The organism is Alteromonas aestuariivivens (genome assembly GCF_003367475.1).
GTDB lineage: Bacteria > Pseudomonadota > Gammaproteobacteria > Enterobacterales > Alteromonadaceae > Alteromonas > Alteromonas aestuariivivens.
Genome location: NZ_QRHA01000012.1, coordinates 28,620 through 55,250 on the forward strand (window position 1 = coordinate 28,620; position 26,631 = coordinate 55,250).

The window sequence follows — 26,631 nt, forward strand, 5'->3', positions numbered from 1 at the left end:
CATTATTCAATAGTAAAGGAAAGGCCATGACCACAGCGTCTTCGTTTCAAACTGACGCCCCAATTCGCCACAACTGGCAACGCGCAGAAGTAGAAGCCCTGTTTGCGCTTCCGTTCAACGACCTGTTGTTCCAGGCACAAACCATTCATCGGCAGCATTTCAACCCAAATGAAGTTCAGGTCAGCACTTTACTTTCGATCAAAACCGGCGCTTGTCCTGAAGATTGCAAATACTGCCCGCAAAGTGCAAGGTACGACACCGGGCTGGAAAAAGAACGGTTGCTGGAAATTGAGAAGGTGCTGGAGCGGGCCCGGGAAGCCAAAGCTACCGGTTCTACACGCTTTTGCATGGGCGCGGCCTGGCGTAACCCAAAAGAACGGGATATGCCCTATGTGACCAAGATGGTTGCTGAAGTGAAGAAGCTCGGTCTGGAAACCTGCATGACGCTGGGTATGCTGACCCGCGATCAGGCCCTGGCCCTCAAGCAGGCGGGGCTGGATTACTACAACCATAACCTGGACACTTCACCGGAATACTACGGTGACATTATTACTACCCGTACCTACGAAGACCGTTTGAATACTCTGCAGCATGTGCGGGACGCGGGCATGAATGTCTGTTCCGGTGGTATCGTAGGTATGGGCGAGAGTGCCAGGGACCGCGCCGAATTGCTGGTGCAACTGGCTAACCTGCCAGAACACCCGCAGAGTGTGCCAATCAATATGCTGGTTAAGGTGAAAGGTACGCCGCTGGACAAGGTGGACGATTTGGAGCCATTCGAGTTCATCCGTGCCATTGCCGTAGCACGCATAATGATGCCACGCTCCCACGTGCGTTTGTCGGCCGGTCGTGAAGCCATGAATGAGCAAATGCAGGCGCTGTGTTTTATGGCCGGGGCCAATTCCATTTTTTACGGCTGCAAGTTGCTCACTACCTCTAACCCGGAAACCCATGAAGATGTGCAGCTATTCCGTAAGCTGGGCATCAATACGGAACGTACCCGGGATTATTCCGATGAAGCCCATACCCAGGCACTGGAAGAAGAGATTGCCCAGCAGGATGCCCAGCAGGATGCCCAGCAGAATGCCCCGGCAGACTTGTTCTACGACGCCACTAAAACCAGCCGCAGTGGTGCAGTGGAGGCGTAATGAGCTTTGAGCGTTTGGCACAAAGCCTGAACCAGAAACACCAGGCCGGTTATCTTCGACAGCGCCGCACGGTGGAGTATGAAAAAGACGCCATTATTTGTGTCGAAGGGCAGCACTATCTGAATTTCGCCAGTAATGATTATCTTGGCATGCGCCAGCAACCGGAAGTTCTGCAAGCCTGGGTTGAGGGGCTCGCGGCATACGGCGGCGGCAGCGGGGCATCGCCATTGGTTACCGGGTACAGCCAGGCCCATCAGGCACTGGAAACGTATCTGGCTGAACGGCTGAACCGGGAAGCTGTCTTGTTATTCAATTCGGGTTTTTCGGCCAATCAGGCGGTGTGCCAGGCACTGTTTTCTGAGCCGGGCCTGATCCTGGCTGACAAGCTGATGCACGCATCATTTCTGGACGGAGCCATGGCCTGCGAGGCCCAGTTAAGGCGGTTCAGGCACAACGACATGTCGCACCTGGCATCGTTGCTTGCGGGCATACAGAATGCTGATTGTCTGGTGGCCTCGGAAGGCATTTTCAGCATGGATGGCGATGCTGCACCGGTTGAGTCTCTGGTCGCCTTGTGTGAACAGCAGCAGGCCTGGCTGATGCTGGATGACGCTCATGGTTTTGGGGTGCTTGGTGAAAACGGCCTGGGCAGTGCAGAACATTATGGCCTCAGCCAGCAACAGGTTCCTGTGCTGATGGGCACCTTCGGCAAGGCAATCGGTACTGCGGGGGCGTTTGTTGCCGGTAGCCGAGAGCTCATAGAATATCTTGTTAACCATGCCAGGCATTACATCTATTCCACCGCGTTGCCGCCGGCCCAGGCTGTGGCCACTCTGGCATCACTGCGGCTTATAGCCAGCGGCAGTGAGCGGCAGCAGTTGCAGGCCAATATTGCCCATTTTCGTAGCCTGGCCAATCAGGCCGGGTTGCTGTTAACCGACTCTCAGAGCGCCATTCAGCCGGTGATTGTGGGTGATCCCCACAAGGCTCTGGCACTCAGTAATGGCCTGAAGGAACGCGGTATATGGGTTGCGGCTATACGCTACCCAACCGTTCCAAAGCACACCGACAGATTGCGTATTACCCTGTCAGCCCAGCATTCCGAACGGGACATACAGGCGTTGGTGGATGGCCTCATTCTGGCTAGGGAGGCGCTCCCACAATGCAATTAGCCAGGCCTTTGACGTTACCAGAAAGCGGACCTAAGCCCGGGGCTCAGATCGCGGGCAACTTTAGCCGTTTTGCCAGTCATTATGACCAGTACGCCGGCATTCAGGAGCAGATAGCCCGCAAGGCCATGCTTCGCTTGGCCTCACCCCAGGGAGAGCCCGTTCTGGATTTGGGTAGCGGGACAGGCAGACACACCCATCAGCTTTTCGAACAAGGTCGCCAGGTTACTGGCGCGGACCTGGCGGAAGGCATGGTAGCCTACGCCCGCCGTCAATACCCGCACATTGGTTTTGTACAGGCCGACGCCCAGGCTCTGCCTTTTGCTGACGGCAGCTTTGCACAGGTATTTTCTTCCATGGCGCTGCAATGGTGCCCTCAGCCTCAGCAGGTACTGCGGGAACTTTTCCGCGTGTTGCCAGAAGGGGGGCGGGCCGTTTTGGCGATCATGGTAGCCGGGTCATTTGCTGAACTGGATGAAGCACGGAAAAAAGCGGGGCAGCCAGCCAGTGCAAACCGGCATTTCAGTCATCACCACTGGTGCTGCCTTGCTCAGCAAGCCGGTTTTCGTTTGCGATTTGCCGAGTGTGTTGACCATGTGGATGAACAGCCCGATATTTATCAGTTGCTGGCGTCCATCAAGCGCGTCGGAGCAGCCACTCAGCTCGGTCCGAATCAAGGGGCCAGCCTTACCCGCAGGGATTTGCATCAACTCGAACAGGCTTACCGGTCAGCATGGCCGCAATCTCAACCCCTGCCTCTGACCTATCGGGTGTGCCACCTTACTCTGGAAAAATAGTTTCATGCACAGTTTTTTTATTACCGGTACTGATACTGAAGTCGGTAAAACGTATGTGACCCGCCGGTTATTGCTGGCTGCCAACGCAGCCGGTAAGAGTACTCTGGGTTATAAACCGGTATCGGCCGGTTGTGAGCTTTTGAACGGGCAATTGGTCAACGAAGACGCGCAGGCACTGCAGCAGGCCGCCAGCATTGAAATACCCTTGCAGGAAGTCAATCCGATTGCATTTGAACCTCCTATTGCCCCTCATATTGCCGCCGAGCAGTGCGGCAGGCCCATCTCGTCTGACCGCATAATTAGTGGTTACCATAGGTTGCAGAGCTACAGCCCCGACGTATTGCTGGTGGAAGGTGCCGGAGGGTGGCGGCTGCCGATTGGGGCTGAAGGCTACCTTTCTGGTGTGGTAAAGGCGCTGGAACTGGATGTGATTCTGGTAGTAGGCATGCGACTGGGTTGCCTGAATCATGCGGTGCTTACCGCCGAGGCGATACAGGCGGACGGTTTACACCTGAAAGGCTGGATAGCCAATCAGCTGTCTGAACCTATGCCTTATTACCAGCAAAACCTCGCTACCCTTAAATCGGCGTTGCCAGCCCCAATGCTGGCGGAGATTGGTTTTCGTCAGAGTGAAGCGTATGAAAGCCTGTCAGAGCTGGCGGACATCTTCAGTTAGGGTTTAACCTGCTTACCCTCTTCTGGGTGATCCCAGGCGCAGTGCAACAGTGGAACGAACAGATCCTCGCGAAGCGTGCCCAAGTATGCAAAAATAATCGGCTTGGTATGTTTGAATTGGAACGCTGTTTCTGTCGGGGAATACATTGGTATGAAAAGGCGTGCAATCAGAAAAATATCTCCGAACCCGAATTGCTGTGGCTGCGCTATTCGCCACGGCTTTTGAGCGGGGTACACGGACTGTTGAATAAGATTTGATGTGTTTGAGAAACAAGGAATTTAGGTTATGGCTCACCCCCCTGCAGTGTTATTTGTTTGTCTGGGCAATATTTGTCGCTCGCCTACCGCAGAAGCGGTGTTTCGTCAAAAGGCCCGGGCTGCTGGAGTCGATGTTGAAGTAGATTCAGCCGGTACGCACGGTTACCACATAGGCAAAGCGCCGGACAAGCGTTCCCAGGCCGCCGGGCAGGCAAGGGGGTACAATTTTGACGGCGTACGTTGTCGGCGGGTAGATAAATCCGATTTTGTGCGGTTTGACTATGTGCTGGCTATGGATCACAGCAATCTGTCTGACTTGAAAGGCATGAGCGATCCCCAGTTTCACTCTAAAATCCAGCTATTACTGGACTTTGCTGATACCGATTTTGAGGAAGTACCTGACCCCTACTATGGCGGGCGCCAAGGCTTCGAACTGGTGCTCGACCTGATTGAACAGGCGTCGGAAGGGTTGTTAGACAGGTTGAAGTCGAACGGATGAACCAGCCATTTCGATTACTGCCAGTACTGGCAGTGATGAACATCGGGTTGGTTCTGATGATTGTAGCCAACGACTGGTTTCAGGCCTCCGACCCGCAAGTTCGCTGGCACATTTTTACCCAGTTACAAATACCTCTCGTGCTTACCGCGTGTCTGGTAGGGGCAGCCCTGACAGTGAGTGCCGGTACCCTTCAGGTGGTGTTGCGCAACCCTTTAGCCGACCCTGGTATTATTGGCATAACCAGCGGTGCCAGTCTGGTAGCCGCTTTTTTGTTACTGGTGTTGCCGCAGGAATTTCAGCACGCAAGTTTTTATTTTATGCCTGTTGGGTGTTTCACCGGTGCAGTATTTTCGACCTGGATTATATACAGGATAGCGCAGCGTCTGAGGGGGATGACGGTAGCGGTTGTGCTCGCCGGAATTGCGGTTTCTACTGTGTCCGGTGCACTAATTGGATGGATGTATTTGTTTTCTGATGCTCAGTCGCTGCGAAATCTGACCTTCTGGTTGATGGGGAGCCTGTATCAGTCTGACTGGTGGGTGATCGGAATTAGTGGCCCAATTATGGCGGGTGCCGTGGTGTACCAGCTGTTACAGGCTAACAAGCTCAACAGTCTCTACGCCGGCCGAACCGCAGCGGCTGCTGCAGGTGTGGAGCCACATAAACTGATCAAACGCAGTCTTCTGGTCAGTGCGATTGGCGTCGGAGCGGCGGTATCCGTCGCGGGTTCAATCGCTTTTCTGGGGCTGCTCGTACCACATCTTTTACGCCTGAGTGCAGGGCACGACAACCGGTTTATTTTACCTGCCGCCGCACTTACCGGTTCCTGGGTACTGCTTTGTGTGGTCTGGATCACCGAGAGTATGCAGATGGTCACAGTGCCAGTGTCTATGCTCACCGCAACGATTGGCGGGCCCTTGTTTTTGCTGGCGCTGTATCGGGGGCAATGGCGATGAGCATATGCTTGCGCACCCATGCTCTTACCCTTGAGGCACGGCTCAACCGGGTATCTGTGGAAATCCCTGCGGCCCGCTGTTGCCACATTATGGGGGAGAATGGTGCGGGGAAGTCGTCATTACTGGCCTCTCTGGCGGGATTGCTGTTACCGGATTCGGGCCAGGTTCTGCTAAATGACATACCTGTCGAGCAGTTTGAACTGACTGAGCTGGCAGGGTTTCGCAGTTTTCATCATCAAAACGAATTACCGGTGTTCGACCTGACCGTTGCCGAGTTGCTGGGTTTCTATCGCAACAGTGACGTTACCGAGGCGGTTCCGGCGATCCTTGAAGACGCACTGGAAATTTTGCATCTTTTGCCGCGTAAGCTCGGCCAGTTGTCAGGCGGAGAACAACAGCGGGTGAATCTGTGCCGGGCACTGTTGCAGGCGTGGCCTGCGATCGAACCCGGTAAGGGGCTGGTGCTGCTGGACGAACCATTAAGCGGGCTGGATATTCGCCATCAGTACGCACTGGTTACATTGCTCAGGAGTCTTGCTCAACGGGGTAACACAGTGTTGATGACGTCTCATGACATTCAGATAAGCGCCAATTATGCAGACTGGTTGTGCTTTATGAAACAGGGAAGTGTGATTGCCAGCGGAACTCCCGACACCGTGCTGACCAGCAGCAACCTGTCATCAACTTTTGGCTGTGAATTTGAAATCCGTCATTTACAAAATTCTGTCCAAATTTTCGTAGCCAATCCTACTGTTAACCCAGAGTTGTGTTAAGCTTGACTACAGACACCTGATCTTTTGTGGTATTTCATGTCGCAGTCTTGAGTGTTCATTTCGAACCCTCTGTAAAGTAACCCGGTTACTTTCCTGCTTGCTTGTTTTGCGCAGTTTGCAGATGTTGCAGCGAGTAAATGCTTTAAAACATTTTTCGTTAACTATGCTCTGTACGGCGAGGCAAAATTTTCATTACTTCCAGTTATACCGAGTAGTCTAACTGTGTGTTGAATGGCCCAAAAGGACAGTTCGACCGGTGGGATGTTTTCACCGATCCAGAGATTAAGGAGATCCCGTGAATAATTGGCAACCAGATAGCTGGAGATCGAAGCCGATCCTGCAGCAACCTGAATACGAAAACAGGCAGCAACTCGCTGAAGTTGAAGCAAAATTAAGTAAATATCCGCCGCTGGTTTTTGCGGCTGAAACCCGTGAACTTCGCCGGCAACTCGGTGAGGTCTGTTCAGGCAAAGGCTTTTTGTTGCAGGGCGGAGATTGCGCCGAGTCTTTTGCTGAATTTAATGCCCCCAAGATCCGCGACACTTTTAAAGTGTTGTTGCAAATGGCCATTGTTCTGACCTTTGCCGGCCGTTGCCCGGTTACCAAGGTTGCCCGAATGGCTGGTCAATATGCCAAGCCCCGTTCGTCAGACTATGAAACCATCGAAGGTGTTACCCTGCCCAGTTATCGGGGCGATATCATCAACAGTTTTGAGTTTACTGCCGAATCCCGTCGCCCTGATCCAAATCGATTGCTGGATGCCTATCACCAGAGTGCGGCAACGCTTAATTTGCTCAGAGCGTTTGCACAGGGTGGGCTTGCCGACTTGCATCAGGTGAATCGCTGGAACATGGCGTTTGTCGAGAACAATCCGCTGAAAGAACGTTATCAGGATATGTCCCGTCGCATTCAGGACACGCTTGAATTTATGGATGTGATCGGCATAAATTCAAGTAACAGTGCAACCCTGCATGAAACGTCCCTGTTTACGTCCCACGAGGCATTGCTGCTTAATTATGAGCAGGCTCTGACCAGAGTCGATACTCTGACCGGTAAGCCCTACAACTGTTCGGCTCACATGGTGTGGATTGGTGAGCGTACCCGTCAGCTGGACCATGCCCATGTTGAGTTTTTCCGTGGTATTCACAACCCTGTGGGTGTGAAAGTCGGCCCGGGGATGCAGGAAGATGAACTGATTGAATTGATCGATGCGCTGAACCCGGACAACGATCCGGGCCGCTTGACGCTGATTACCCGTATGGGTGCGGACAAACTGGAGCAGAATCTGCCACGTTTACTACGCCGGGTTAAAGCGGAAGGTCGCAACGTGGTGTGGAGCTCTGACCCCATGCACGGCAATACGTTTGCTGCATCCAGCGGATTTAAAACTCGCAACTTTGACGCCATACTCAGTGAAATTCGCCAATTCTTTGCCGCCCACGAAGCTGAGGGTACACATGCGGGTGGTATCCACCTCGAAATGACCGGTCAGCACGTGACCGAGTGCACCGGAGGGGCTTATCAGATTAGTGATGACGACCTCAAAGAGGCCTACATGACCCAGTGTGATCCGCGTCTTAATGCGGACCAGGTACTGGAAATGGCGTTCCTGGTCGCCGACCACCTGAGAAGCGCTTAACGTAATTCGCTGGCGATGTAAGTCGCCAGCACTTCCTCTCGCTCCTGTTCAGAAAGAATGCCCGTCAGAATTGTCCGTCTGCGCAGCTTGGCGGTGCGCTCGTCCGTTGCCAGTAATGCCGCCCGAAATGCACTGGGGTCATTTTTCAGCTCCAAAATTCCTGTCCACATCAGCCAACTGCCGTAACTGATCAACTTGTTTTCTGCACGTTGCACCAGGACCTGATGAACCTGTTCGAATAATTGCGGTTGCGAAAGCAGTTTGTCAGCCATGGCGGTATGCAGGGCCAGTATCTGCCGGTCAATGATGGTCTGCTTGTTGCGTTTTGGTCTGCTAAGCATGTTGAACTGGTAAATCTTTCAATTATGAATTAACGTTACTGTATGAGTATACAGTTGTTGGGTGATTAGATCACATTTTGGAGCACATTATGCGAATACACGGGCAGTTTAGCGTCAATCTGGAACCGGCGGAAACCGCGATGAAGGCAAAAGGCGGGGTTACATTAAGCCGCATGATAATTAATAAAACCTTTTTCGGTGAGCTTGAGGCCCATAGCCATGGCGAAATGCTCAGCGCAATGACCACTACGCAAGGCTCGGCCGGATATGTTGCGATAGAGCAGGTTGAGGGCAAACTGGCGGGAAAAAACGGCAGTTTTGTTTTACAACACAGTGGAGTGATGGACAAGGGCGCGCAGGCTTTGAGTCTTGAAGTGGTGCCGGATTCCGGTACCGATGAATTAACGGGTTTGAGAGGCAAGATGTCGATTGAGATTGAAGGCGGTCAGCACTTTTATACTTTCGACGTAAGCTTGCCCGATGAATCGGCCTGGATTTGAAATTCTGTATTGCGTCTGCAGATTGAACTCGTTGTTCGCTCAGCTACGCTGACGCGAATCTGTATAGGCACTTTAGTTTGATTGAAACTTTAGCCATCAGCAATTATCGGTCGTTGCAGGATCTTGTTATTCCCTTGGGCGTGTTTATCTTTGTGCATTGTTTATGCAGTCGGTCATCATTGGGCCAGACAATCGCAAATGAGTGAGGTTTAGTTGGGCCTAAATGAGTGAATTTGTGGGCAGTATAGTCCAATAATGGCCACAGCACTTCAGGTTGCTGCTTTAGTAGCTTGTAACCGCGTTGTCGCCGATTTATTTGGATTGCCAAACTACGTCACCGACGCCTTGTTTTCAGCCATTCTAGTTTCCAACAAAAATTGTGATTGCCCGAAAGTATTATCGCAAAGCCATAGACACGGCCCCTACCTGGCTCGAGGTTACCAGGGGTTGGCCAAAACCTACTACCTGACTGGCGAACTTCAGCGGGCGTTGGATTTCATGCAACAAGCAGCCGAGTCGACCTATGTGCCTGAGGAAGAGCAGTTATACCAGGCAACGCTGTTGACTCTAAAAGCAGAAATACGCAACTGAATCAGTCTTTAATAACGAAAGTAATTACTTGTTTGCGGCTGGCGCGAAAGCAACTTGAATGGATTTTCCCTCAAGTAAAAATATCAATCCATTTTTGTGGGATGTCAGTTAATCACAAGGACTTGGTGCAACGCCAGGAAGCAACGGTTTTCCTGGGTATACATGCCAGAACATAACAACCTTTACCCATAATTGTATCAGTTCGAAACTGAATCAATCGGACGGCGGTGGGCCCATTCAGGTCACCCTTTCTACTCCAGTAGCGGGGCTACCACCGATTCCAAACCGTTAAGTTTAATTTCGTAGATAAGCGCCAGTTGCTCACCGAGCTTTCCGGGCGGAAAACCTTGTTGGTGGAACCACACCAGATAGGGTTCGGGCAGGTGTAAGAGTTTTCGGCCAGCGTATTTTCCAAATGGCATGGTTTGATTGACAGCCGATTTTATTGCTTCGGGATTCATGGGTTGTCCTGCGGATGTTGCTTTTGCTGGCTGCGCCACAGATGGGCGTAAACACCGTCGTGTTTCAGAAGCTCTTGATGGGTGCCTTGCTCGGCAATTTGCCCCTGTTGCATCACAATAATGTTGTCGGCATCCACAATGGTGGACAACCGATGGGCTATCACCATACGAGTGTGGCCTTTTTCGAGGCTTTGCATGGCCTGCAGAATCAGCTGTTCAGAATGGCTGTCGAGTGACGACGTGGCTTCGTCAAATACCAGTATTCTGGGGTTTTTGAGTAAGGCCCGGGCGATGGCCACCCGCTGCTTTTCGCCACCGGACAGCTTCAAGCCGCGCTCTCCCACCTGGGTCCGTTCTTTGCTGGGGAGCTGGCTGATGAAGTCGCTGAGGTGGGCCAGTTCTATCACCCGCTGAACTTCATTGTCGGTGGCATCCGGGCGACCGTAACGGATGTTTTCCAAAATGGTATCGTTGAACAGCACCGTGTCCTGCGGCACAATAGCCATATTTGCGCGCAGGGAAGACTGTCCGACCTGGCGGATATCCTGGCCGTCAATGGTAATGCGCCCTTCATTCGGGTCGTAAAACCGGAACAGCAGTTTAACCAGAGTGGATTTACCTGCACCGCTGGGGCCGACCACCGCCACTTTGTGGCCGGGCTGAATGTCAAAACTCACATTTTGCAGTATGGGTCTGTCGGAGTGGTAGTGAAAGCTGACATCTTCAAAGCGTATATGCCCCGAAGTTAGCTGTAGCGCCGGTGCGTCTTGCAGGTCCAGGACTTTGGGTACTTTATCCAGCAGTGCAAACAGGTTGTCGATGTTGGCCAGCGACCCGCGTATCTCCCGGTACACAAAGCCCAAAAAGTTAAGCGGAATAAATATCTGCATGGTGAAGGCGTTAATCAGCACAAAATCACCAATGGTCATGCGACCTTCACTCACCCCATAGGCTGCGTTGGCCATCATGGCGGTCATTGCGCTGGCAATGATCAGTGCCTGGCCGCCATTGAGCGCAAACAGTGAAAGACGATTTTTACGCCGGGCCCGTTCCCAGTTGGCCAAGTCCTCATCGTAACGTTCAAATTCGTAGTCTTCGTTGTTGAAGTATTTCACTGTTTCGTAGTTCAGCAGGCTGTCTATGGCGCGGGTATTGGTATTGGAATCGGCCTGGTTCATGGCGTGCACAAAGCGGGTTCGCCAATGGGTGGCCTGAATGGAAAAGTACACATAAAGAACCACCGAAACCATTATGATAAGCGCGAAACTCCAGCCAAACTGCACCAGCAATATGCCCACAACCAGTGCAATTTCAAACAGGGTGGGGCCAATGTTGAACACCAGAAATCGCATCAGAAAACTGATGCCGCTGGTGCCCCGTTCAATATCCCGTGACAGGCCTCCGGTCTGGCGGCTCAGGTGAAAGGACAGGTCGAGGCGATGCAGATGTTCGAATACTCTCAGCCCCAGGCGGCGCATGGCGCGCTCGGTAACCCGCCCGAACAGGGTGTCGCGTATTTCTCCCAGAATGACATTGAATAAGCGAAGGACACCATAGGCCACAATCAGCGCTATTGGTACGGCCATCATGGTTTCTGATACGTTCTGAGCATTGAGGCTGTCGACGGTGTATTTGAGCACGTAGGGCAGTGCTACACTGGCGAGCTTTGCCGCTATCAGACACAGCAGCGCCAGAAGTACGCGGTTTTTAAATTCAAGCAGATAGGGCCACAATTGCCAGAAAACCGACCAGCGCACCGGTGTGTCAGGAGATACTACAGAGTGACTTCGGCGCATAGTTGGCTCACGTGCATCAAGAATTGACAGAAAAAGGCCAGTAAAGGTAACCCATTGAGAGGCGCGGTTAAATGCCTGTGAGTAAAATTGTTCCAGCTTGAAACGTTTGAGTCTGAGAGACAGGTTTACACTGGGTGAACACCCGGTTGTAAAATAACTCGCAATTCCTTTATGGCAAGCTTTACTTATATACAACGGGGCTGCTGGAGTAGCCAGCCGTTTCGCGGAAGATTTTACCGGGTTTATAGTTGACGCTTTCTGTGGCATGGTAGCTGACCGTAGTACAGTCGATAACTTCTGTTTGGGATCACATTTGTTAGAAGATCGTTTCGGACGCCAGTTTTATTACCTGCGTCTTTCCATTACTGAAGCCTGCAACTTCAGATGCCAGTACTGTTTACCTGATGGCTATCAGGGGCCTTCCCACGAGCATTTTCTTAATCTGGAAGAAATTCGCACCTTAATTTCAGGCTTTGCACAATTGGGCACGCAAAAAATCCGTATCACCGGCGGCGAGCCCAGTTTACGCCGTGATCTGAGTTCGGTTATCGACATTTGCCGGCATACCCCGGGCATTAAAAAAGTGGCGATGACCACCCACGGTGGGCGTCTTGCTCAGAATATTGCGAGCTGGCATGCAGCAGGGCTTGACCAAATTAATGTGAGTATTGACAGCCTCGATCCCCGGCAGTTTGCCGCCATCACCGGGCAGGATAAATTACTGCATATTCTCAAGGGCATTGACATGGCGCTTGAAGGGGGAATGAAGGTCAAGGTGAATACCGTGTTGCTAAAAGATTTTTCTCAGCATCGTTTAAGCCGCTTTCTGGATTGGATACGACACACTCCGGTTACATTACGCTTCATTGAGTTGATGCAAACCGGTGATCATGAAGCTTTTTTCAAGCAACAGCATTTGTCTGGCATACCGCTGCGCACCCAGTTGCTGGAACAGGGCTGGAAGCCTCTTCCCCGTGAACTGGATGCCGGGCCTGCCCAGGAATTTTCCCACCCGGACTACGCTGGCCGGATTGGCCTGATTTTACCTTACAGTAAAGATTTTTGTTTATCCTGCAACCGTTTACGGGTAGCGGCCAACGGAAATCTGCATTTGTGCCTGTTCAGCGAACAGGGTGTTAGCCTCAGGCCGTTTTTGCAGTCGTCGGACCCTGCCGAGCTGAAAGGGTTCCTGCAGGAAGTTATGGCCAGCAAACACGCCACTCACCACCTCAATGAAGGCAATACAGGGGCTACCCGGCATCTTGCCATGCTTGGCGGTTAAAGCCGTTAGTGGCTCATGGAGATTAACGGCAGTCAAAGGCTCAGTTACCGGTTTATAACCGCAAAGGACGCCGATTTTTTATGGCATCTGGACCAGGACGAAGCGGTTATGCGCTACATTACTGGTGGTAAGAAAACCTCCATGGCCGACATTCACGGGGTGTTCCTGCCGCGGCTACAGGCTTACGCCGACGAAAATCTGGGGTGGGGAATGTGGAAGGTTTCCTTAAAGGCCTCACCTCATCAAGGCATCGGTTGGGTGCTGGTTCGCCCCATGGGATTTTTCACCTCTCAGCGACAACCGGGCAACATTGAATTAGGCTGGCGATTTCATCGGGAAAGTTGGGGGAACGGGTATGCCACCGAAGCGGCAACGGCGGTCAGGGATGGGCAACTTAAACTTGGTATTAAACAGTTTTCCGCTATTGCGTTACCTGAAAACCGTGCATCGATAAATGTGATGGAAAAACTGGGAATGAGCTTCAGTCATCATCTGCACTATCAGGATGCGCATTTTGATGAACAGGTTGTGGTTTATACCCAGCATTTTCAGTGAGCTTTCCCGCCAGGCCCTAGGATATTCACCCCCAGTCCTGCAGAAGTGTACGAATTTTGAGGTACCGTTGTTCCTGTTCGGCGCTTAAAGGGTTGCTTTCCAGTATTTTCATGCAGGCGTGGACCCTCTTATCGTCAGAGTCTGATTGCGTGTTGTTGGTCGCGATGGCTTGCAGCAAATTTAGCGCGATGGCGGGGTTTTTAGGCATAATGGTGAAAGCCTGGCGAAAGCTTTCAAGCGCAGCATGGATATCGCCCTGCTGATACTGGTTCACCGCCAGATTGTTCAGGGCTCTTGGAGGAAGGGCAATGGCCGCCTTTTCCTGCCGCTCCATGCGGATATAACTCAAAAAGAGATTGTCCTCCGGGGGAGCCTCATTACAGCGTCGATCGATGGTATCCAGAATGGTCAGCGCGTGTTCCTGCAAGCCCAAAGTGTGAAATGCCTTGGCTTTGTCTAGCAAGGCTTCAGCGCACTCATCGCCCCAGCCGTCGTCGCTGAGCTGACTTAACAGAGCCAGAGCTTTTTCGGTTTCATCCTGCAAATACAGTAATCGGGCATCTATGACTTTGAGTTGTTCTGTTAACTCATCGTCTGAAAAGCGGCTACGCAGGCGTTTCAGGTACTCTTTACTCTGCCGAATCAATGATTGGGTCTGGTCTTCATCTGCTGTCATTGCATAGTCAATACCCGCTCGTGCAACGCTCAAATACACTTCCGGTGTGTCGTGAATTGAATTTTTGGCAAAGCGGATAATCTTTTTGGCAGCTTCAAACCGACTTTCGTAATCATGTGTCAGCCGCGATAAATCCATGGCGTGGCGATGGCGCTGAATATTTCTTGGCGACAGCTGGGCTGCCTCCATTACCGATTCCAGAGCGTCATCAAACTCCTGCTGCTTAATTTTTAATGCGCTGAGCAAGTCGTATGCAACCAATTTCGAATCGTTCTGAAAGGCCAGAGCCAGAATGAGCTTTTCCGCCTCTTCATCCTGGTTTAAATGAATGTGGCACTTCACCAGCCCTATTTGTGCCCAGGTGAACTTTTGTACGTTGAGAATAGCCAGGTAAAATTCACGGGCAGCCTCAAATTGACCGCAGGCTAACAGCAGTTCCCCTTTTAATTTCAATGCTACCGGAAAAAACTCGGCATTTTTAGGCTCCAGCAGGAATTGTTCTGTCTGAAAAAGGGCGTCATCCAGTGCATTTTTCTCTACACAGGTATAGACGGGTTTCAGTGCCTGTTTGCGTTTAATTAGCCGGGATAGGCGCTTATCGAGATCTTTCACTGAAAAAGGCCTGGCGATAAAGTCGTCCGGCTGCAATTCTACGATGGAATTGACAATGTCCGGTGAGGTGTCTGCGCTGATAAACACAAAGGCTGTACTGGGGGGCAGGGCCTTGTGCTCCAGAAGTTCAGTGTACAGAAAATAGCCTTCCTGTTCCTCTTTGAGGTCGTAAGCACACAAGATGAGATCATAGCGCACTGTGTTCAGCGCTTCTTTCGCTTCGTTGGCTGTTTTTGTGTAATCGATATTGCGAAACCCCAGTTCTTCCATGGAATAACGCAGGTAGCCTTTGGAAAAAATCTGATGTTCAATGATCAGAATTCGCAGTTCCCTGGCCAGTTTGTAGTGGATCACAACTCTGCTTCTCTTTTATCGGCCTTTGACTGTTATCGTCCAAGAACTGAAAAAACTTAGAGTTACGGTAGTTTGCGGATTTTTGTCGTAGATAATAGAAAAATTAGACGGAAGAGAGATGGTGGACGCTACTGTGGTTCGGTCGGAACGACTTGAACCAGTACAACTGGTGACAGACTTCAGTTAATTTTTAAAACAGAGTTGATTTAGATGGAAGAGAGATGGTGGACGCTACTGGGCTTGAACCAGTGACCCTCGCCTTGTAAGGGCGATGCTCTCCCAACTGAGCTAAGCGTCCATATTGTGTGCTGCAAACAACGGAACTAAAGTGGTGGACGTCTGCTGCGGCTCGGTCTGAAAGACTTGAACCAGTGAACGGTTACGTCTTTATTACCGATATACAACAACGAATCCCAACTAAAGAGTGGTGGACGCTACTGGGCTTGAACCAGTGACCCTCGCCTTGTAAGGGCGATGCTCTCCCAACTGAGCTAAGCGTCCCCGCTGTTTGCTTACCCGTGCTGGGTAAGTGGGGCGGTATTATAGGGTTGCTTCAGAGACTGTCAACAACTAAATTTTAATTCTTTTACTGATTGCGCGAATTATCATCAAATGCGGTGTGTTTGGCGGTTTATTCACCGAATCGTGGCCTGAAAAGCCGTGCTAAAGCCATTAAATCGGTTTTTCACACCTGCGGAGACTGGTAGAATGCGCGGGTTTTTTATTACCTAATCACAAAGCAAGAGAGAATCCATGTCAGTTGTGACCCGTTTTGCTCCCAGTCCTACTGGGTATCTTCATGTTGGTGGCGCCCGCACCGCTCTGTACTCCTGGTTATATGCGAAGAATCAGGGGGGAGAGTTTGTTCTTCGAATTGAAGATACGGATCTGGAACGGTCCACCGAAGATGCCAAACAGGCCATCCTGGATGGCATGAACTGGCTGGGGCTGACGTGGGATACTGGCCCTGTATATCAGACAGAGCGTTTTGACCGCTATAAAGAATTGATCCAGACTTTGCTGAATGAGGGCAAAGCCTATAAATGCTTTATGAGTGCAGCAGAGCTTGATGCTGTCCGTGAAGATCAAAAAGCCCGTGGCGAGAAACCCCGTTACCCGGGAACCTGGCGGGACAGAACCGATCACCCGCAAGGGCAGCCTTATGTGGTGCGGTTTAAAAACCCTCTTGAAGGTAAGGTGGTCATCAATGATCACGTGCGTGGCCGGATTGAAATCAGCAATACGGAACTGGACGATTTGATCATTCAGCGTTCTGACGGTACACCTACCTACAATTTCTGTGTAGTCGTCGATGACTGGGATATGGGGATCACCCACGTTGTGCGGGGTGAAGACCATATCAATAATACGCCGCGCCAGATTAACATTCTTGAGGCACTGGGTGCGCCTGTTCCCGAATACGCTCACGTATCTATGATTCTGGGTGACGACGGCAAAAAACTGTCCAAACGTCATGGTGCGGTCAGTGTGATGCAATATCGCGATGACGGTTTTCTTCCGCAGGCTGTGCTTAATTATCTGGTGCGACTGGGCTGGTCTCATGGTGATCAGGAAATCTTTTCACTGGATGAGATGATTGAACTGTTCAGTCTGGATGATATTGGTCAGTCAGCCTCCGCATTTAATACCGAGAAACTGATTTGGCTGAACCAGCATTACATCAAAAGTTCACCAGCCAGTGAGGTGGCCAGCCATGCCAAATGGCACTTCGAGCAAATGGGTGTGGATATAAATACCGGCCCAGCGCTGGAGTCTGTTATTCAAATTCAGGCTGACAGGGTGAAAACATTAAAAGAGCTGGCAGAAATCAGTACTTATTTCTTTCAGGATTTTGAAGAGTTTGATGCAAATGCGGCGAAGAAGCATTTACGCCCGGTCGCCAAAGATGCCCTGGCACTGGTGAAAGAGAAGTTACTTTCCATTGAAGAATGGAACCCGGAAAATATCCAGCAGGCCATCAATGCCACAGCAGAAGAATTGGATGTGGGCATGGGTAAAGTAGGCATGCCATTGCGTGTGGCAGTCACGGGCGGAGGTAACTCTCCGTCGCTGGATATCACCCTGAATTTGCTCTCCAAACAGAAAATTGGCGAGAGAATAGACAAAGCGCTTACTTTTATAGCAAACAGAGAAAAATGATAAAAAAAGCGTTGACATGATCCATGGTCCTGCCTAGAATGCGCCCCGCTGTCACGGAACAGTCACACGAAAAACTAAACGGGTGAATGTTCATGAGATGGGGCCATAGCTCAGCTGGGAGAGCGCTTGCATGGCATGCAAGAGGTCGGCGGTTCGATCCCGCCTGGCTCCACCACTTTTCTTAACGATGAGTGAGTGATGCGAAGTATTCTAGGTTAAGGCCGCACGATCCCTATTAAAATGGAATCTCGCCTTACAGAAATTTAGTGAAGCGAAGCTTCACTGATCCAAATTTCTGTCCCCTTCGTCTAGAGGCCTAGGACACCGCCCTTTCACGGCGGTAACAGGGGTTCGAATCCCCTAGGGGACGCCATTTTTACGGTTTGCAGTCCGGTAACTGCTTTTAAGTTAAGGTTGCATGATTCCGATAGACGGAGTCTCGCCTTACACAAAAATCTGCAGGATGCAGTGACAGAATTTAAGTAAGAGATAAGGTCGCTCGGTTCGCCGGATCACCTCGCCTTACAGAAATTTAGTGAAGCGAAGCTTCACTGATCCAAATTTCTGTCCCCTTCGTCTAGAGGCCTAGGACACCGCCCTTTCACGGCGGTAACAGGGGTTCGAATCCCCTAGGGGACGCCATATTAAAGGCCAGTCATGTGACTGGTCTTTTTTATCCCAGAGCAAGTGATGGATATTTGCTCAGGGAACTAAAGTTCTTAGGTTAAGGTCGCCTGATTCCTAATAATGGAATCTCGCCTTACAAAAAATCTGCAGGATGCAGTGACAGAATTTAAGTAAGAGATAAGGTCGCTCGGTTCGCCGGCTCACCTCGCCTTACAGAAATTCAGTGAAGCGAAGCTTCACTTATCCAAATTTCTGTCCCCTTCGTCTAGAGGCCTAGGACACCGCCCTTTCACGGCGGTAACAGGGGTTCGAATCCCCTAGGGGACGCCATTTGAAAAAACCAGCCATCGGGCTGGTTTTTTTTTGCGTGCCTGCCGGGATGAGAAGTCCTTGAGCCAGAGTTTGCTTTTATCAACAAGCCTTAATTGGATTCGAAAGAGCCATACGTTCGCTGATACCAGTCCCGTACATTTTGGTAGCTGTCGATGTAATATTTGTGGCGGTGATCTGCCAAATAAGCCACAAGGGTTTCGTGCGCCCTAGTGCTTACGCTCAGATAGTTGGCTCCCACTCCGTGGAAAATCAGGGTGACGATTTTGACATGGTGAGGCTGGTTTTCAATAAATTTTATCATCTCCTCTCCGCTGACGTCCGAGGGAGCCCAGATTGTTTCCGCACCTTCCGGCAAGCCAACTCCTTTGACATAACTAACCGCATTCTGGATCAACGGTAAATAGTTTTTACCGCCGGCGAGTATATCAAGGCAGGGGGGAGTGAATGAGCGACGTTGACGGCCGTCCAATGCGAAAAGTGCCTGGTTGGTTGCAATGACTTGCTCAGCCATTTGCCGTGCGGAAATGAGATCGAGATCGTTATCAGCAGAAACCCATTCCCGGTCGGGTTTGCTGCTTCGGCATGGGTGGGTCAGGCTGTGATTACCCAATTCATGACCTAACTGCGCCACTCGTCGCCATTCTTCGATGTGTGGAATGTGACCTGGGTATGTGGGAACCAGATAGAAGGAAGCGGTAATTTTATGTTTTTGCAGCGCCGGCAGTGCGTATTCTAACTGGCTGGCTAAACTGTCATCATAGGATAGGTTGACGCCCATCTGTTGCTCACTGGCACTGTACGCCCCCGGCGGGATTACAGAAATCACTAGGGTGATGCATTGGCGCAAAAATGCTTTTAGGTTCATTTTTCCATTCAGCCATTGTTAATGGATTAGGCAGTACGAAAATCACTCTTTCTAATCTGGAAAGCAAACTTGTTTAGTCAACTTTCCGTTAATGGGCAGTTAACCAGGGTGAAACACTGACAGTTGTTTTCTGATCCCTGATAGTATGCGCATCAAAATGAATTTCTTGGAGCTATCATGCGTCAATATCCCATAGGTACACCCGGTCAGCCCTGGGGTGAACAGGAAAAGCAGCTGTGGCTGGAACAACAGAGTATCAAACGCAGCTACCAACAGGAGGTTGTCAACAAATTACCCGATAAATTTGCGGGTTTTGATATTCTCAAATACGGTGCCTTGCCATATGACAAAGCACGTTACCCTCTCTATGCGGTGGTAACTTCCAGCCCGGATGCCGGCCGCCCTACTGTGCTGGTTACCGGAGGCGTTCACGGTTATGAAACCAGTGGGGTACAGGGCGCACTGCAGTTTATCAACCAGCATCTTGCTTCCTATGCTAATCATTTTAATTTTATTGTGGTGCCCTGTGTTAGCCCTTGGGGCTATGAAACCATCAATCGCTGGAACCCGCTGGCGCTGGACCCGAATCGCTCTTTTCGCAAGGGCAGCGGCGCACCCGAATCGGAGCAGGTGATAACGCTGCTTGATGACTTGGCATTGAAAATCGATATGCACATCGATTTACACGAAACCACCGATACGGATAATTCGGAGTTTCGCCCGGCACTGGCTGCGCGGGACGGCGTATTCAACGATAACTGGAACATTCCGGATGGATTTTACCTGGTAGCGAATACGTCCAACCCGCAGATTGCGTTCCAGCAGGCCATCATTGAATCGGTGCGCCAGGTTACCCACATCGCACCAGCAGATGAAAATGGCAAAATCATCGGTGCCGATCTGGTCTCAGACGGGGTGATTTGCTACGACAAAAAAGCGTTGTTTCTGTGCGGAGGTGTAACTGATGCCAAATACGTTACCACCACGGAAGTTTATCCGGACAGCCCCAGCGCCAGCCCAGAACAGTGCAACCAGGCACAGATTGCTGCTATCACCGGTGGTCTGGAGTATGTGCGCGCAAATGCGTAAACCATTCTGGGCATGTGCGGTAACATTGCTGGAATTTGCAAAATAAGATGTCTGGATGTTTGAAAGTATAGACGTCTAAATGTATATTACGCCTTCCAACAACGGGAGGCCTTGTCGTGTTTCAGTTTACTGCACTCATTTTTACCGGTACTCGTCAGCAGCTTGTTCAGCACCAATGTGACGACGAGCAGGCATTCACGGAATTTCTGCAGCGGCAATATGGCGTTCATGTGTGTATCTGGTGTCAAAAACAGGCGGCTGAAAACTCGCTGGCTGCTGAATAGGCAACCGACCTTTCCAGTAGTGCGTGAAACCCGCTTAGACGCCAGTCTCAAACATTATTAATCCTTTCTCTGCTCTGCTAAAATACCCGGCTGCCCTATAGGGTACTGTTGGTTTATATTTGTCTGGAAGTTATACCCGAATGAAATTGATGCTCGCTCCGATGGAAGGTGTGGTTGACCACCTTATGCGTGACATGCTGACTCAGGTTGGCGGGTTCGATTTGTGTGTGACTGAATTTGTACGGGTTGTTGAGCAGCGCCTGCCAAACAAAACCTTTTACCGGCTGTGTCCGGAGCTGCATCATGGGGGTATGACGCCCGCTGGCGTGCCAGTAAGAGTGCAATTGTTAGGTCAGCATCCTCAGTGGCTTGCAGAAAATGCTGTGACTGCAGTGGAATTGGGTTCGCCAGGGGTTGATTTGAATTTCGGATGTCCGGCCAAAACGGTGAATAAAAGCAAGGGTGGGGCAGTTCTGCTGAAAGAGACAGAAACCCTGTACGCCATTGTGAAAGCCGTGCGTGAAGCAGTACCTTCACAGTTTCCGGTTACGGCAAAAATTCGCCTGGGTTACGAAGACAAATCACTGGCGATTGATAATGCCTGCGCCATTGCGGAAGCCGGAGCCAGTCAACTGGTTGTGCATGCCAGAACCAAAACCGAGGGTTATCGGCCGCCCGCTTATTGGGACTGGATCGCCAAAATTAAGCAGCATACAAGCATTCCTCTGGTTGCCAACGGTGAAATCTGGAATGCTGAGGATGCCCGACGCTGTCAGCTGGAATCCGCGTGCAGCAACCTGATGGTCGGACGCGGCGCGCTGGCGATGCCGAATTTGGCCCGGTGCATCAAATATGAGGAAGCTCCGATGACCTGGCCGGAAGTGGCGCAGTTGCTGATACGCTATTCCGGTTATGAAATTTACGGCGACAAAGGCCGGTATTATCCCAATCGCATCAAGCAGTGGTTTGGTTATCTGCGTCGCCAGTACCGCGAGGCCGCTGTTGTGTTCGATGAGATACGTCGTCTCAATGACGCTGAACAAATTGTGGCCGTACTGGCACGTCAATCCTCGCAGCACCTGGTCGCTTAAGCGCGGCAGTGCTTGTTCCCGTTGCATTATTTGGTTAGTTTAAGTCTTAACCGGGCTTGTTTTTCTCCGGTTAAATAAACCTATAACAACGGAACACTCTATGAAACACACTCCTTCACGTGTAGCTGTGCTGGCTGCCTGTGCGTTGTCCATGTTGCTGCCAGGCTGCAGTGACAACGATGCCAAGCAACCCAGCCAGGCAGAAAAGTTCAGTATCGACTCCAACCCTTACCCCAGTACCTATCAGCCCATTCCTGGCTCACCCACGGTGATCACCAATGTCACCATTATTGATGGGATAGGTAATCAGATTGAACAGGGGATGATTCATTTTGCCAACGGCAAGATAGTCGCTCTTGGGGATAATATTGAGATACCCAACGGCGCGACAGTGATTGACGGTAAGGGCAAGTGGGTCACACCGGGCATTATCGATAATCACAGCCATCTTGGTGTGTATCCGTCACCGTCGGTAGGTTCAACAGCAGACGGCAACGAAATGGTCAGTCCGGTCACTCCGGGAGTGTGGGCCGAACACTCGGTGTGGGTGCAGGACGCTGGCTTCAGCCGCTCACTGGCAGGAGGGGTGACTACCCTGCAGGTATTACCCGGTTCCGGCAATCTGTTCGGTGGGCGGTCTGTGGTGCTCAAGAATATACCCAATCGCACCATGCAGGCGATGAAGTTTCCGGATGCACCCTATGGCATGAAGATGGCCTGCGGCGAGAACCCCAAACGGGTGTATGGCCAGAAGGGTGGCCCGATGACCCGCATGGGCAACGTTAAAGGGTACCGCAAGGCCTGGTCCGACGCTCAGGATTACCTCAGACAGTGGGAGCGGTATGAGGCCGATTATGACGCCGGGCTGAACCCAAAACCACCCAAGCGGGACCTGGATCTGGAAACCCTGGCAGGCGTATTGACGGGCGACATTCGTGTCAATATGCATTGTTACCGCGCCGACGAAATGGTCACCATGATGGACCTGATGAAAGAGTTTAATTACCAGATCACGACATTTCACCATGCCGTAGAGGCTTACAAAATTGCAGATAAGTTGAAAGACAATAACGTCTGCGCTGCGATGTGGGCAGACTGGTGGGGGTTCAAGCTGGAAGCCTATGACGGCATTCTGGAAAACGTACCCATGGTTCATGCTGCGGGAGCCTGTGCCATAGTCCATTCCGATGACGATTTGGGAATTCAGCGACTCAATCAGGAAGCGGCCAAAACCTGGGCCGACGGAAAACGAGCGGGAATTGACATTTCCATGGCGGATGCCTGGCAGTGGATATCCGCAAACCCAGCCAAATCGCTCGGCATTTTTGACCAGACAGGTTCTTTGGAAGCGGGTAAAAACGCCGATATCGTGCTTTGGAATGGCAATCCGTTCTCCACTTACACCAAAGCAGAGCGCGTCTATATTGATGGCGGCCTGGCGTACGACCTCAACGACAGTATCAGCTGGCCGGTGAGTGATTTCGAAGTAGGGCAGCCAACCGAAGGAGACGCAAAATGAAAACATTGATGGCATTTTTGACAGCAGCTGTTCTGAGTGCGACTGCATCGGCTCAACAGGTGGCAATTGTTGGCGCAAAGGTTTTTACCCAGACGGAGCAGGGCGTGCTTGAATCCGCGACGGTGCTTATTCGCGATGGCAAAATTGAGCGTGTCACCGAAGGAACGGAAGTTCCTGCCGGTTATCGACAATATGACGCCAGCGGTAAAGTTGTCACGCCAGGCCTTATTGGCGCGTTGACATCCCTGGGGTTGGTGGAAGTGGCTTCCTGGGCTGGTACCGTTGATGCAACGGCGGAACCAACGCCAATTTCAAAAACCGGAGCTGCACTGGATGTCAGCTATGCGCTGAACCCGGACTCAACCGTGATCGGGGTTTCCCGTATCGAAGGGTTTACTGCGGCAGCGACAACTCTGTCTGATACTCACCAGTTGTTCAATGGCCAGGGCGCAGTGATAACCCTTGGCACAGGTGCACCACTTATCAAACCTAAAGCTTTTATGGTGGTGAACGTGGGCAGCCAGGGTGCTGACGGATTTGGTGGCTCAAGAGCAGCGCTGTGGGTGGCACTGGAGCAGGCGCTTCAGGAAGCATCAGAAGGCAGGGTGCCAGGCCCTGAATCTCCGTGGTATGGCATGAACACCCGAGCCGACCTGAAGGCTCTTAAGGGGGTTATTGCGGGCGAAACCGTGTTGTACATGGAGGCGGACAGAGTGGCTGATATCCGTCAGGTGATTGCTTTCAAACAGCGTCACCCTGGCTTGAAACTGGCTTTGTTGCGCGCTACGGAAGGCTGGCGGATAGCCGATGAACTGGCAGCGAGCAAAATTCCGGTTGTATTGAATCCGCAAATGAACCTGCCAGGTAATTTCGATCAACTCGGAGCTACCATGGAAAATGCGGCAAGACTGGAGGCTGCAGGTGTGGTTATGGCCATCGGTATGGACACGCACAACATTCGGCTGGCCACCCAGCACGCAGGAAACGCGGTTGCCAATGGCTTATCTCATGAGGGTGCGATTGCCAGCCTTACGAGTGCACCCGCCAGTATCCTCGGTGTTGCTGACCAGATTGGCGCATTGGCGCCGGGAATGCGCGCTGACCTGGTAGTCTGGAGTGGCGACCCACTGGAGATAACTGAAACGGCGGAACAGGTATTCATCAACGGTGAACCGATTGAAATGACTTCCAGGCAATCCCGGTTGCGGGATCGCTATATGAAGCTCTACGAGACAACCGGTAATCCATCGAGCCATTACATCCGTCCTTGATTTCAGGGACGGCATGAGTTGATTCTGCGTTAACTGCCAAATCCGGTACCGGTTCGAGGTATCGGATTTTTTTATCCAATCTCGGAAAACCTGCGCGGTATGCCGGCGCTTAAAAACAGGATGCTGTATTTCGGGAAGGATGCAGTACAGCTGGATTCGATATTACTGCACTTTGGAGTTGAGTTCTCGGCCGGTTTTACCGCCTTTGGGCGAGCACATTAATCGGATGAGTGAAAAAAATTGCCAGTCGCATTGACTGGCAATTTACGTGAATGTCAGAGATTACGCTTGCTTGATTCTGCGGGTAACAACCAAACCGGCCAGAGCCAGCAGGAACCAGGACAGGGAACCACCTCCGCTCTCTTCTTTCTGCTCCGTTTCAGCAGCATTTTCCGCAGATACGGCAGCCTGATAGGCGGCACTTACTGAGTCATAGGCCTCGTAGTAGACTTCAATGGCCTGCTCACGGATCTCAACAATCGCGAGGACGGTTTCTTCATTGGTTTTGGCGTTGTCAGCATCAACCACAAACTGTTCGGCAGCTTTAAGTTGCTCGTCCAGTTGAAGCAGTTTCTGCTCGATATTGATAACAGCCGCAGCTGCTATATCGGCCTTTTCCTGAGAAATAGCCTGAGCTGCCTTAAAAGCGGTTTCAGCGCGCTCCAGATACCCCTGTGCAGAACCAATGTACTCTGAAATGATGCTCTTTACTTCAGCAATCAATTCCATGTTTTGATCGTAAATCAGCGTGTTTTGGGTAGGGTTAAGGTCTTTGGCGGAATCAACCGCTGTATCGGTGACGGTTACCCGGCTGATATAAACCAGATTTTCACCACTCAAGCTCGAACCAGCGTCGAAATTTTGCAGTGGAATTTCAGCAAATGTGGAGTTGACGTAGTAGATGGGCAGGTCATTTATGGCCTGCACAACTTCCATACCTTCAATAACTTCACCGAATACAGTAAATCCATTGGATTGCAGATCCAGGTTTTCTGCATTTTCATCGCTAAGGTTAATAAACCAGCTGGAGGTAGCACTGTTTTCCTGAGACGTTTTTGCCATGGCGATGGTGGCTTTAAGGTTTGACCACAATGGCTCGTTATCAACTACAAACACATCGTTGTCATCGTCGTCACTTTCATCAATCTGACGCACGGTAACACGGTTGGCCTGTTCCTTGGTCTGTTCGCCCTCTATGGACCACTTAAAAGTACCGCCCTGGATAATAAAATCATCGACAGAACGGTGAATGAAGGAGGTGTCGTATCTGCCTTTGTTGACATAATCCAAAAAGTTTTCGACGGTTTTAGGGGTCGATTCGTCGTACAGGTTGATCACGATGTTACCCATATTGGTTTCCATCGTAACTTCGGTTGCGTATACCGAGGAAGTCAGCAGGGCAGTAGAGACAGCCGTGCCCTTAAAGAAAGCAGAAAGCTTTTTGTAAATCATAGGATTATGTACTTCTAATATTGTTGAAACTGAAGAAGGGCGTAAATTGAGCGCTGAACTTTATACGAATAATTAACAATTGACAACCGGCAAAGGGTTAACTCCGCCGGATAGTCGATACTTTGCACGTTATTCAGTCTAAGGGTAAACGAGAGTGATTACTAACGACTGTATTAATCAGGCGCTAAATATCTACTCAACTATCAGCGGAGTTAACTGTTGGCGCATAAATTCGGCAATTTGAGGTTGTGCCTGTGCGTTGGGGTGGATGCCGTCATTCTGCATCAACTCCGGATTGAGCGCGACGGATTCGAGAAAAAACGGCAACAGCGGTACATTCTGAACCCGGGCGACCTCATCATAGGCGTCGGCAAACATTTGTGTATACCTCCTACCGTAATTGGTGGGTATTTGCATGTCCTGAAGGAACACTTCTGCCCCTGCTGCCTGGGCAAGGTTTACGATTTGAATCAGGTTGGACTTCAGTTTGGTTACCGGATGGCCCTGCAGGCCGTCATTGCCGCCCAACTCTATCAGCACATGGCTGGGCCTGTGCTGTTCCAGCAGCCTGGGTAAACGGGCCAGAGCACCGTCGCTGGTTTCCCCGCTTATCGCAGCATTTATCACGTCGATCTGAATACCCTCGTTGTACCACAGATTTTGTAACAAACTTACCCAGCCTTGTTGTTGTTCAAGACCGTACCCTGCGCTTAAGCTATCACCAAGAACCAGTAACGAGTACGATGACTGTGTTCGCTGTTCAGACCCGTGAAGGTGATCTGAAAAGCCGAATAATGGTATTAATAACAACAAGAAAGCCCAGTACGTACGGCGACCGGAATAATGACAAAACACCAC

At 51.1% G+C, this 26,631-nt stretch carries 25 protein-coding genes and 6 tRNA genes; 22 read left to right on the top strand and 9 right to left on the bottom strand.

Going from position 1 to position 26,631, the window contains the following annotated elements; translation table 11 throughout:
• Positions 1-26 precede the first annotated feature (26 nt).
• The 8 genes from bioB to DXV75_RS14690 all read left to right on the top strand — a co-directional run bounded on the left by bioB (position 27) and on the right by DXV75_RS14690 (position 7,914).
• Positions 27-1,148, top strand: a complete 1,122-nt coding sequence (bioB, locus tag DXV75_RS14655) for a biotin synthase BioB (protein WP_115594182.1) — start codon at positions 27-29, stop codon at positions 1,146-1,148.
• Positions 1,148-2,320: an 8-amino-7-oxononanoate synthase gene (bioF, locus tag DXV75_RS14660; protein WP_115594183.1), complete on the top strand. Its 1,173-nt coding sequence runs from the start codon at positions 1,148-1,150 to the stop codon at positions 2,318-2,320. The genes bioB and bioF overlap by 1 nt, the downstream gene beginning before the upstream one ends.
• The gene (locus tag DXV75_RS14665; protein ID WP_115594184.1) at positions 2,311-3,114 is read left to right on the top strand and encodes a methyltransferase domain-containing protein; all 804 of its coding nucleotides are present in this window, start codon (positions 2,311-2,313) and stop codon (positions 3,112-3,114) included. The genes bioF and DXV75_RS14665 overlap by 10 nt, the downstream gene beginning before the upstream one ends.
• A 4-nt stretch (positions 3,115-3,118) precedes the next feature.
• Positions 3,119-3,790: a dethiobiotin synthase gene (gene bioD, locus DXV75_RS14670; RefSeq protein ID WP_115594185.1), complete on the top strand. Its 672-nt coding sequence runs from the start codon at positions 3,119-3,121 to the stop codon at positions 3,788-3,790.
• Between the two features lie 285 nt (positions 3,791-4,075).
• Positions 4,076-4,546 (top strand): low molecular weight protein-tyrosine-phosphatase, encoded by a 471-nt coding sequence (locus tag DXV75_RS14675; RefSeq protein ID WP_115594186.1) that lies wholly within the window; start codon positions 4,076-4,078, stop codon positions 4,544-4,546.
• A complete protein-coding gene (locus DXV75_RS14680; RefSeq protein WP_115594187.1) occupies positions 4,543-5,502 on the top strand; it encodes a FecCD family ABC transporter permease in 960 nt (319 codons plus the stop codon). Before DXV75_RS14675 ends, DXV75_RS14680 begins: the two co-directional genes overlap by 4 nt.
• Positions 5,499-6,275 carry an ABC transporter ATP-binding protein gene (locus DXV75_RS14685; RefSeq protein WP_181898443.1) on the top strand — a complete coding sequence of 259 codons (777 nt, stop codon included), beginning with the start codon at positions 5,499-5,501 and terminating at the stop codon, positions 6,273-6,275. The genes DXV75_RS14680 and DXV75_RS14685 overlap by 4 nt, the downstream gene beginning before the upstream one ends.
• A gap of 295 nt (positions 6,276-6,570) precedes the next feature.
• Complete coding sequence (locus DXV75_RS14690; protein WP_115594189.1) at positions 6,571-7,914, top strand: class II 3-deoxy-7-phosphoheptulonate synthase; 1,344 nt, start codon at positions 6,571-6,573, stop codon at positions 7,912-7,914.
• On the opposite strand, the gene DXV75_RS14695 is transcribed toward DXV75_RS14690, so the two are convergent.
• The gene (locus DXV75_RS14695) at positions 7,911-8,255 is read right to left on the bottom strand and encodes a hypothetical protein (protein ID WP_115594190.1); all 345 of its coding nucleotides are present in this window, start codon (positions 8,253-8,255) and stop codon (positions 7,911-7,913) included. The two genes, DXV75_RS14690 and DXV75_RS14695, sit on opposite strands and share 4 nt — an antisense overlap.
• An 89-nt stretch (positions 8,256-8,344) precedes the next feature.
• Between DXV75_RS14695 and DXV75_RS14700 the strand changes: the two genes are divergently transcribed.
• Positions 8,345-8,755, top strand: a complete 411-nt coding sequence (locus DXV75_RS14700) for a DUF3224 domain-containing protein (RefSeq protein ID WP_115594191.1) — start codon at positions 8,345-8,347, stop codon at positions 8,753-8,755.
• A 255-nt stretch (positions 8,756-9,010) separates the two neighbouring features.
• On the top strand, positions 9,011-9,346 hold the full coding sequence (locus tag DXV75_RS14705) for a hypothetical protein (RefSeq protein WP_115594192.1): 336 nt from the start codon (positions 9,011-9,013) through the stop codon (positions 9,344-9,346).
• Between the two features lie 251 nt (positions 9,347-9,597).
• Here the strand turns inward: DXV75_RS14705 and DXV75_RS14710 are convergent, their stop codons facing one another.
• Positions 9,598-9,807, bottom strand: a complete 210-nt coding sequence (locus tag DXV75_RS14710) for a DUF3820 family protein (protein ID WP_115594193.1) — start codon at positions 9,805-9,807, stop codon at positions 9,598-9,600.
• Positions 9,804-11,603 (bottom strand): ABCB family ABC transporter ATP-binding protein/permease, encoded by a 1,800-nt coding sequence (locus DXV75_RS14715; RefSeq protein WP_115594248.1) that lies wholly within the window; start codon positions 11,601-11,603, stop codon positions 9,804-9,806. The genes DXV75_RS14710 and DXV75_RS14715 overlap by 4 nt, the downstream gene beginning before the upstream one ends.
• Positions 11,604-11,916: 313 nt before the next feature.
• On the opposite strand from DXV75_RS14715, the gene moaA reads away from it, so the two are divergent.
• Both moaA and DXV75_RS14725 read left to right on the top strand, forming a co-directional pair.
• The gene (gene moaA / locus DXV75_RS14720; protein ID WP_115594194.1) at positions 11,917-12,885 is read left to right on the top strand and encodes a GTP 3',8-cyclase MoaA; all 969 of its coding nucleotides are present in this window, start codon (positions 11,917-11,919) and stop codon (positions 12,883-12,885) included.
• Between the two features lie 15 nt (positions 12,886-12,900).
• Entirely contained in the window at positions 12,901-13,440 is a 540-nt protein-coding gene (locus tag DXV75_RS14725; protein ID WP_115594195.1) for a GNAT family N-acetyltransferase, read from the top strand.
• Between the two features lie 25 nt (positions 13,441-13,465).
• Here the strand turns inward: DXV75_RS14725 and DXV75_RS14730 are convergent, their stop codons facing one another.
• From DXV75_RS14730 to DXV75_RS14740, 3 genes are all read right to left on the bottom strand, one after another.
• Positions 13,466-15,082: a response regulator gene (locus DXV75_RS14730; protein ID WP_245953249.1), complete on the bottom strand. Its 1,617-nt coding sequence runs from the start codon at positions 15,080-15,082 to the stop codon at positions 13,466-13,468.
• A 222-nt stretch (positions 15,083-15,304) separates the two neighbouring features.
• A tRNA-Val gene (locus DXV75_RS14735) sits at positions 15,305-15,380 on the bottom strand.
• Between the two features lie 127 nt (positions 15,381-15,507).
• A tRNA-Val gene (locus tag DXV75_RS14740) sits at positions 15,508-15,583 on the bottom strand.
• 252 nt (positions 15,584-15,835) lie between these two features.
• Between DXV75_RS14740 and gltX the strand changes: the two genes are divergently transcribed.
• From gltX to DXV75_RS14765, 5 genes are all read left to right on the top strand, one after another.
• Positions 15,836-17,242: a glutamate--tRNA ligase gene (gene gltX, locus DXV75_RS14745; RefSeq protein WP_115594196.1), complete on the top strand. Its 1,407-nt coding sequence runs from the start codon at positions 15,836-15,838 to the stop codon at positions 17,240-17,242.
• Between the two features lie 99 nt (positions 17,243-17,341).
• A tRNA-Ala gene (locus tag DXV75_RS14750) sits at positions 17,342-17,417 on the top strand.
• Between the two features lie 122 nt (positions 17,418-17,539).
• Positions 17,540-17,615: transfer RNA gene (locus tag DXV75_RS14755), tRNA-Glu, on the top strand.
• A gap of 193 nt (positions 17,616-17,808) precedes the next feature.
• Positions 17,809-17,884: transfer RNA gene (locus tag DXV75_RS14760), tRNA-Glu, on the top strand.
• A gap of 239 nt (positions 17,885-18,123) precedes the next feature.
• Positions 18,124-18,199: transfer RNA gene (locus DXV75_RS14765), tRNA-Glu, on the top strand.
• Positions 18,200-18,290: 91 nt separating this feature from the next.
• On the opposite strand, the gene DXV75_RS14770 is transcribed toward DXV75_RS14765, so the two are convergent.
• A complete protein-coding gene (locus tag DXV75_RS14770; RefSeq protein ID WP_115594197.1) occupies positions 18,291-19,067 on the bottom strand; it encodes a polysaccharide deacetylase family protein in 777 nt (258 codons plus the stop codon).
• 177 nt (positions 19,068-19,244) lie between these two features.
• On the opposite strand from DXV75_RS14770, the gene DXV75_RS14775 reads away from it, so the two are divergent.
• The 5 genes from DXV75_RS14775 to DXV75_RS14790 all read left to right on the top strand — a co-directional run bounded on the left by DXV75_RS14775 (position 19,245) and on the right by DXV75_RS14790 (position 24,321).
• Positions 19,245-20,156, top strand: coding sequence for a M14 family metallopeptidase (locus tag DXV75_RS14775; RefSeq protein ID WP_115594198.1), 912 nt, complete (start codon positions 19,245-19,247; stop codon positions 20,154-20,156).
• 116 nt (positions 20,157-20,272) lie between these two features.
• Positions 20,273-20,440 carry a hypothetical protein gene (locus tag DXV75_RS17130; RefSeq protein WP_181898444.1) on the top strand — a complete coding sequence of 56 codons (168 nt, stop codon included), beginning with the start codon at positions 20,273-20,275 and terminating at the stop codon, positions 20,438-20,440.
• 140 nt (positions 20,441-20,580) lie between these two features.
• A complete protein-coding gene (gene dusC / locus DXV75_RS14780; protein WP_115594199.1) occupies positions 20,581-21,531 on the top strand; it encodes a tRNA dihydrouridine(16) synthase DusC in 951 nt (316 codons plus the stop codon).
• Between the two features lie 100 nt (positions 21,532-21,631).
• The gene (locus DXV75_RS14785) at positions 21,632-23,050 is read left to right on the top strand and encodes an amidohydrolase (protein ID WP_115594200.1); all 1,419 of its coding nucleotides are present in this window, start codon (positions 21,632-21,634) and stop codon (positions 23,048-23,050) included.
• Positions 23,047-24,321: an amidohydrolase family protein gene (locus DXV75_RS14790; protein WP_115594201.1), complete on the top strand. Its 1,275-nt coding sequence runs from the start codon at positions 23,047-23,049 to the stop codon at positions 24,319-24,321. Before DXV75_RS14785 ends, DXV75_RS14790 begins: the two co-directional genes overlap by 4 nt.
• A gap of 282 nt (positions 24,322-24,603) precedes the next feature.
• Here DXV75_RS14790 and DXV75_RS14795 read toward each other — a convergent pair whose 3' ends face one another.
• A complete protein-coding gene (locus DXV75_RS14795; RefSeq protein WP_115594250.1) occupies positions 24,604-25,773 on the bottom strand; it encodes a peptidylprolyl isomerase in 1,170 nt (389 codons plus the stop codon).
• A gap of 192 nt (positions 25,774-25,965) precedes the next feature.
• On the bottom strand, positions 25,966-26,631 hold the full coding sequence (locus DXV75_RS14800) for an arylesterase (protein ID WP_425451715.1): 666 nt from the start codon (positions 26,629-26,631) through the stop codon (positions 25,966-25,968).

Bases quoted from the DNA above. Each gene is read 5' to 3' on its own strand.
- bioB (WP_115594182.1), top strand. From the start codon at position 27: ATGACCACAGCGTCTTCGTTTCAAACTGACGCCCCAATTCGCCACAAC.
- bioF (WP_115594183.1), top strand. From the start codon at position 1,148: ATGAGCTTTGAGCGTTTGGCACAAAGCCTGAACCAGAAACACCAGGCC.
- DXV75_RS14665 (WP_115594184.1), top strand. From the start codon at position 2,311: ATGCAATTAGCCAGGCCTTTGACGTTACCAGAAAGCGGACCTAAGCCC.
- bioD (WP_115594185.1), top strand. From the start codon at position 3,119: ATGCACAGTTTTTTTATTACCGGTACTGATACTGAAGTCGGTAAAACG.
- DXV75_RS14675 (WP_115594186.1), top strand. From the start codon at position 4,076: ATGGCTCACCCCCCTGCAGTGTTATTTGTTTGTCTGGGCAATATTTGT.
- DXV75_RS14680 (WP_115594187.1), top strand. From the start codon at position 4,543: ATGAACCAGCCATTTCGATTACTGCCAGTACTGGCAGTGATGAACATC.
- DXV75_RS14685 (WP_181898443.1), top strand. From the start codon at position 5,499: ATGAGCATATGCTTGCGCACCCATGCTCTTACCCTTGAGGCACGGCTC.
- DXV75_RS14695 (WP_115594190.1), bottom strand. From the start codon at position 8,255: ATGCTTAGCAGACCAAAACGCAACAAGCAGACCATCATTGACCGGCAG.
- DXV75_RS14700 (WP_115594191.1), top strand. From the start codon at position 8,345: ATGCGAATACACGGGCAGTTTAGCGTCAATCTGGAACCGGCGGAAACC.
- DXV75_RS14705 (WP_115594192.1), top strand. From the start codon at position 9,011: ATGGCCACAGCACTTCAGGTTGCTGCTTTAGTAGCTTGTAACCGCGTT.
- DXV75_RS14710 (WP_115594193.1), bottom strand. From the start codon at position 9,807: ATGAATCCCGAAGCAATAAAATCGGCTGTCAATCAAACCATGCCATTT.
- DXV75_RS14715 (WP_115594248.1), bottom strand. From the start codon at position 11,603: ATGCGCCGAAGTCACTCTGTAGTATCTCCTGACACACCGGTGCGCTGG.
- DXV75_RS14725 (WP_115594195.1), top strand. From the start codon at position 12,901: ATGGAGATTAACGGCAGTCAAAGGCTCAGTTACCGGTTTATAACCGCA.
- gltX (WP_115594196.1), top strand. From the start codon at position 15,836: ATGTCAGTTGTGACCCGTTTTGCTCCCAGTCCTACTGGGTATCTTCAT.
- DXV75_RS14770 (WP_115594197.1), bottom strand. From the start codon at position 19,067: ATGAACCTAAAAGCATTTTTGCGCCAATGCATCACCCTAGTGATTTCT.
- DXV75_RS14775 (WP_115594198.1), top strand. From the start codon at position 19,245: ATGCGTCAATATCCCATAGGTACACCCGGTCAGCCCTGGGGTGAACAG.
- dusC (WP_115594199.1), top strand. From the start codon at position 20,581: ATGAAATTGATGCTCGCTCCGATGGAAGGTGTGGTTGACCACCTTATG.
- DXV75_RS14785 (WP_115594200.1), top strand. From the start codon at position 21,632: ATGAAACACACTCCTTCACGTGTAGCTGTGCTGGCTGCCTGTGCGTTG.
- DXV75_RS14790 (WP_115594201.1), top strand. From the start codon at position 23,047: ATGAAAACATTGATGGCATTTTTGACAGCAGCTGTTCTGAGTGCGACT.
- DXV75_RS14795 (WP_115594250.1), bottom strand. From the start codon at position 25,773: ATGATTTACAAAAAGCTTTCTGCTTTCTTTAAGGGCACGGCTGTCTCT.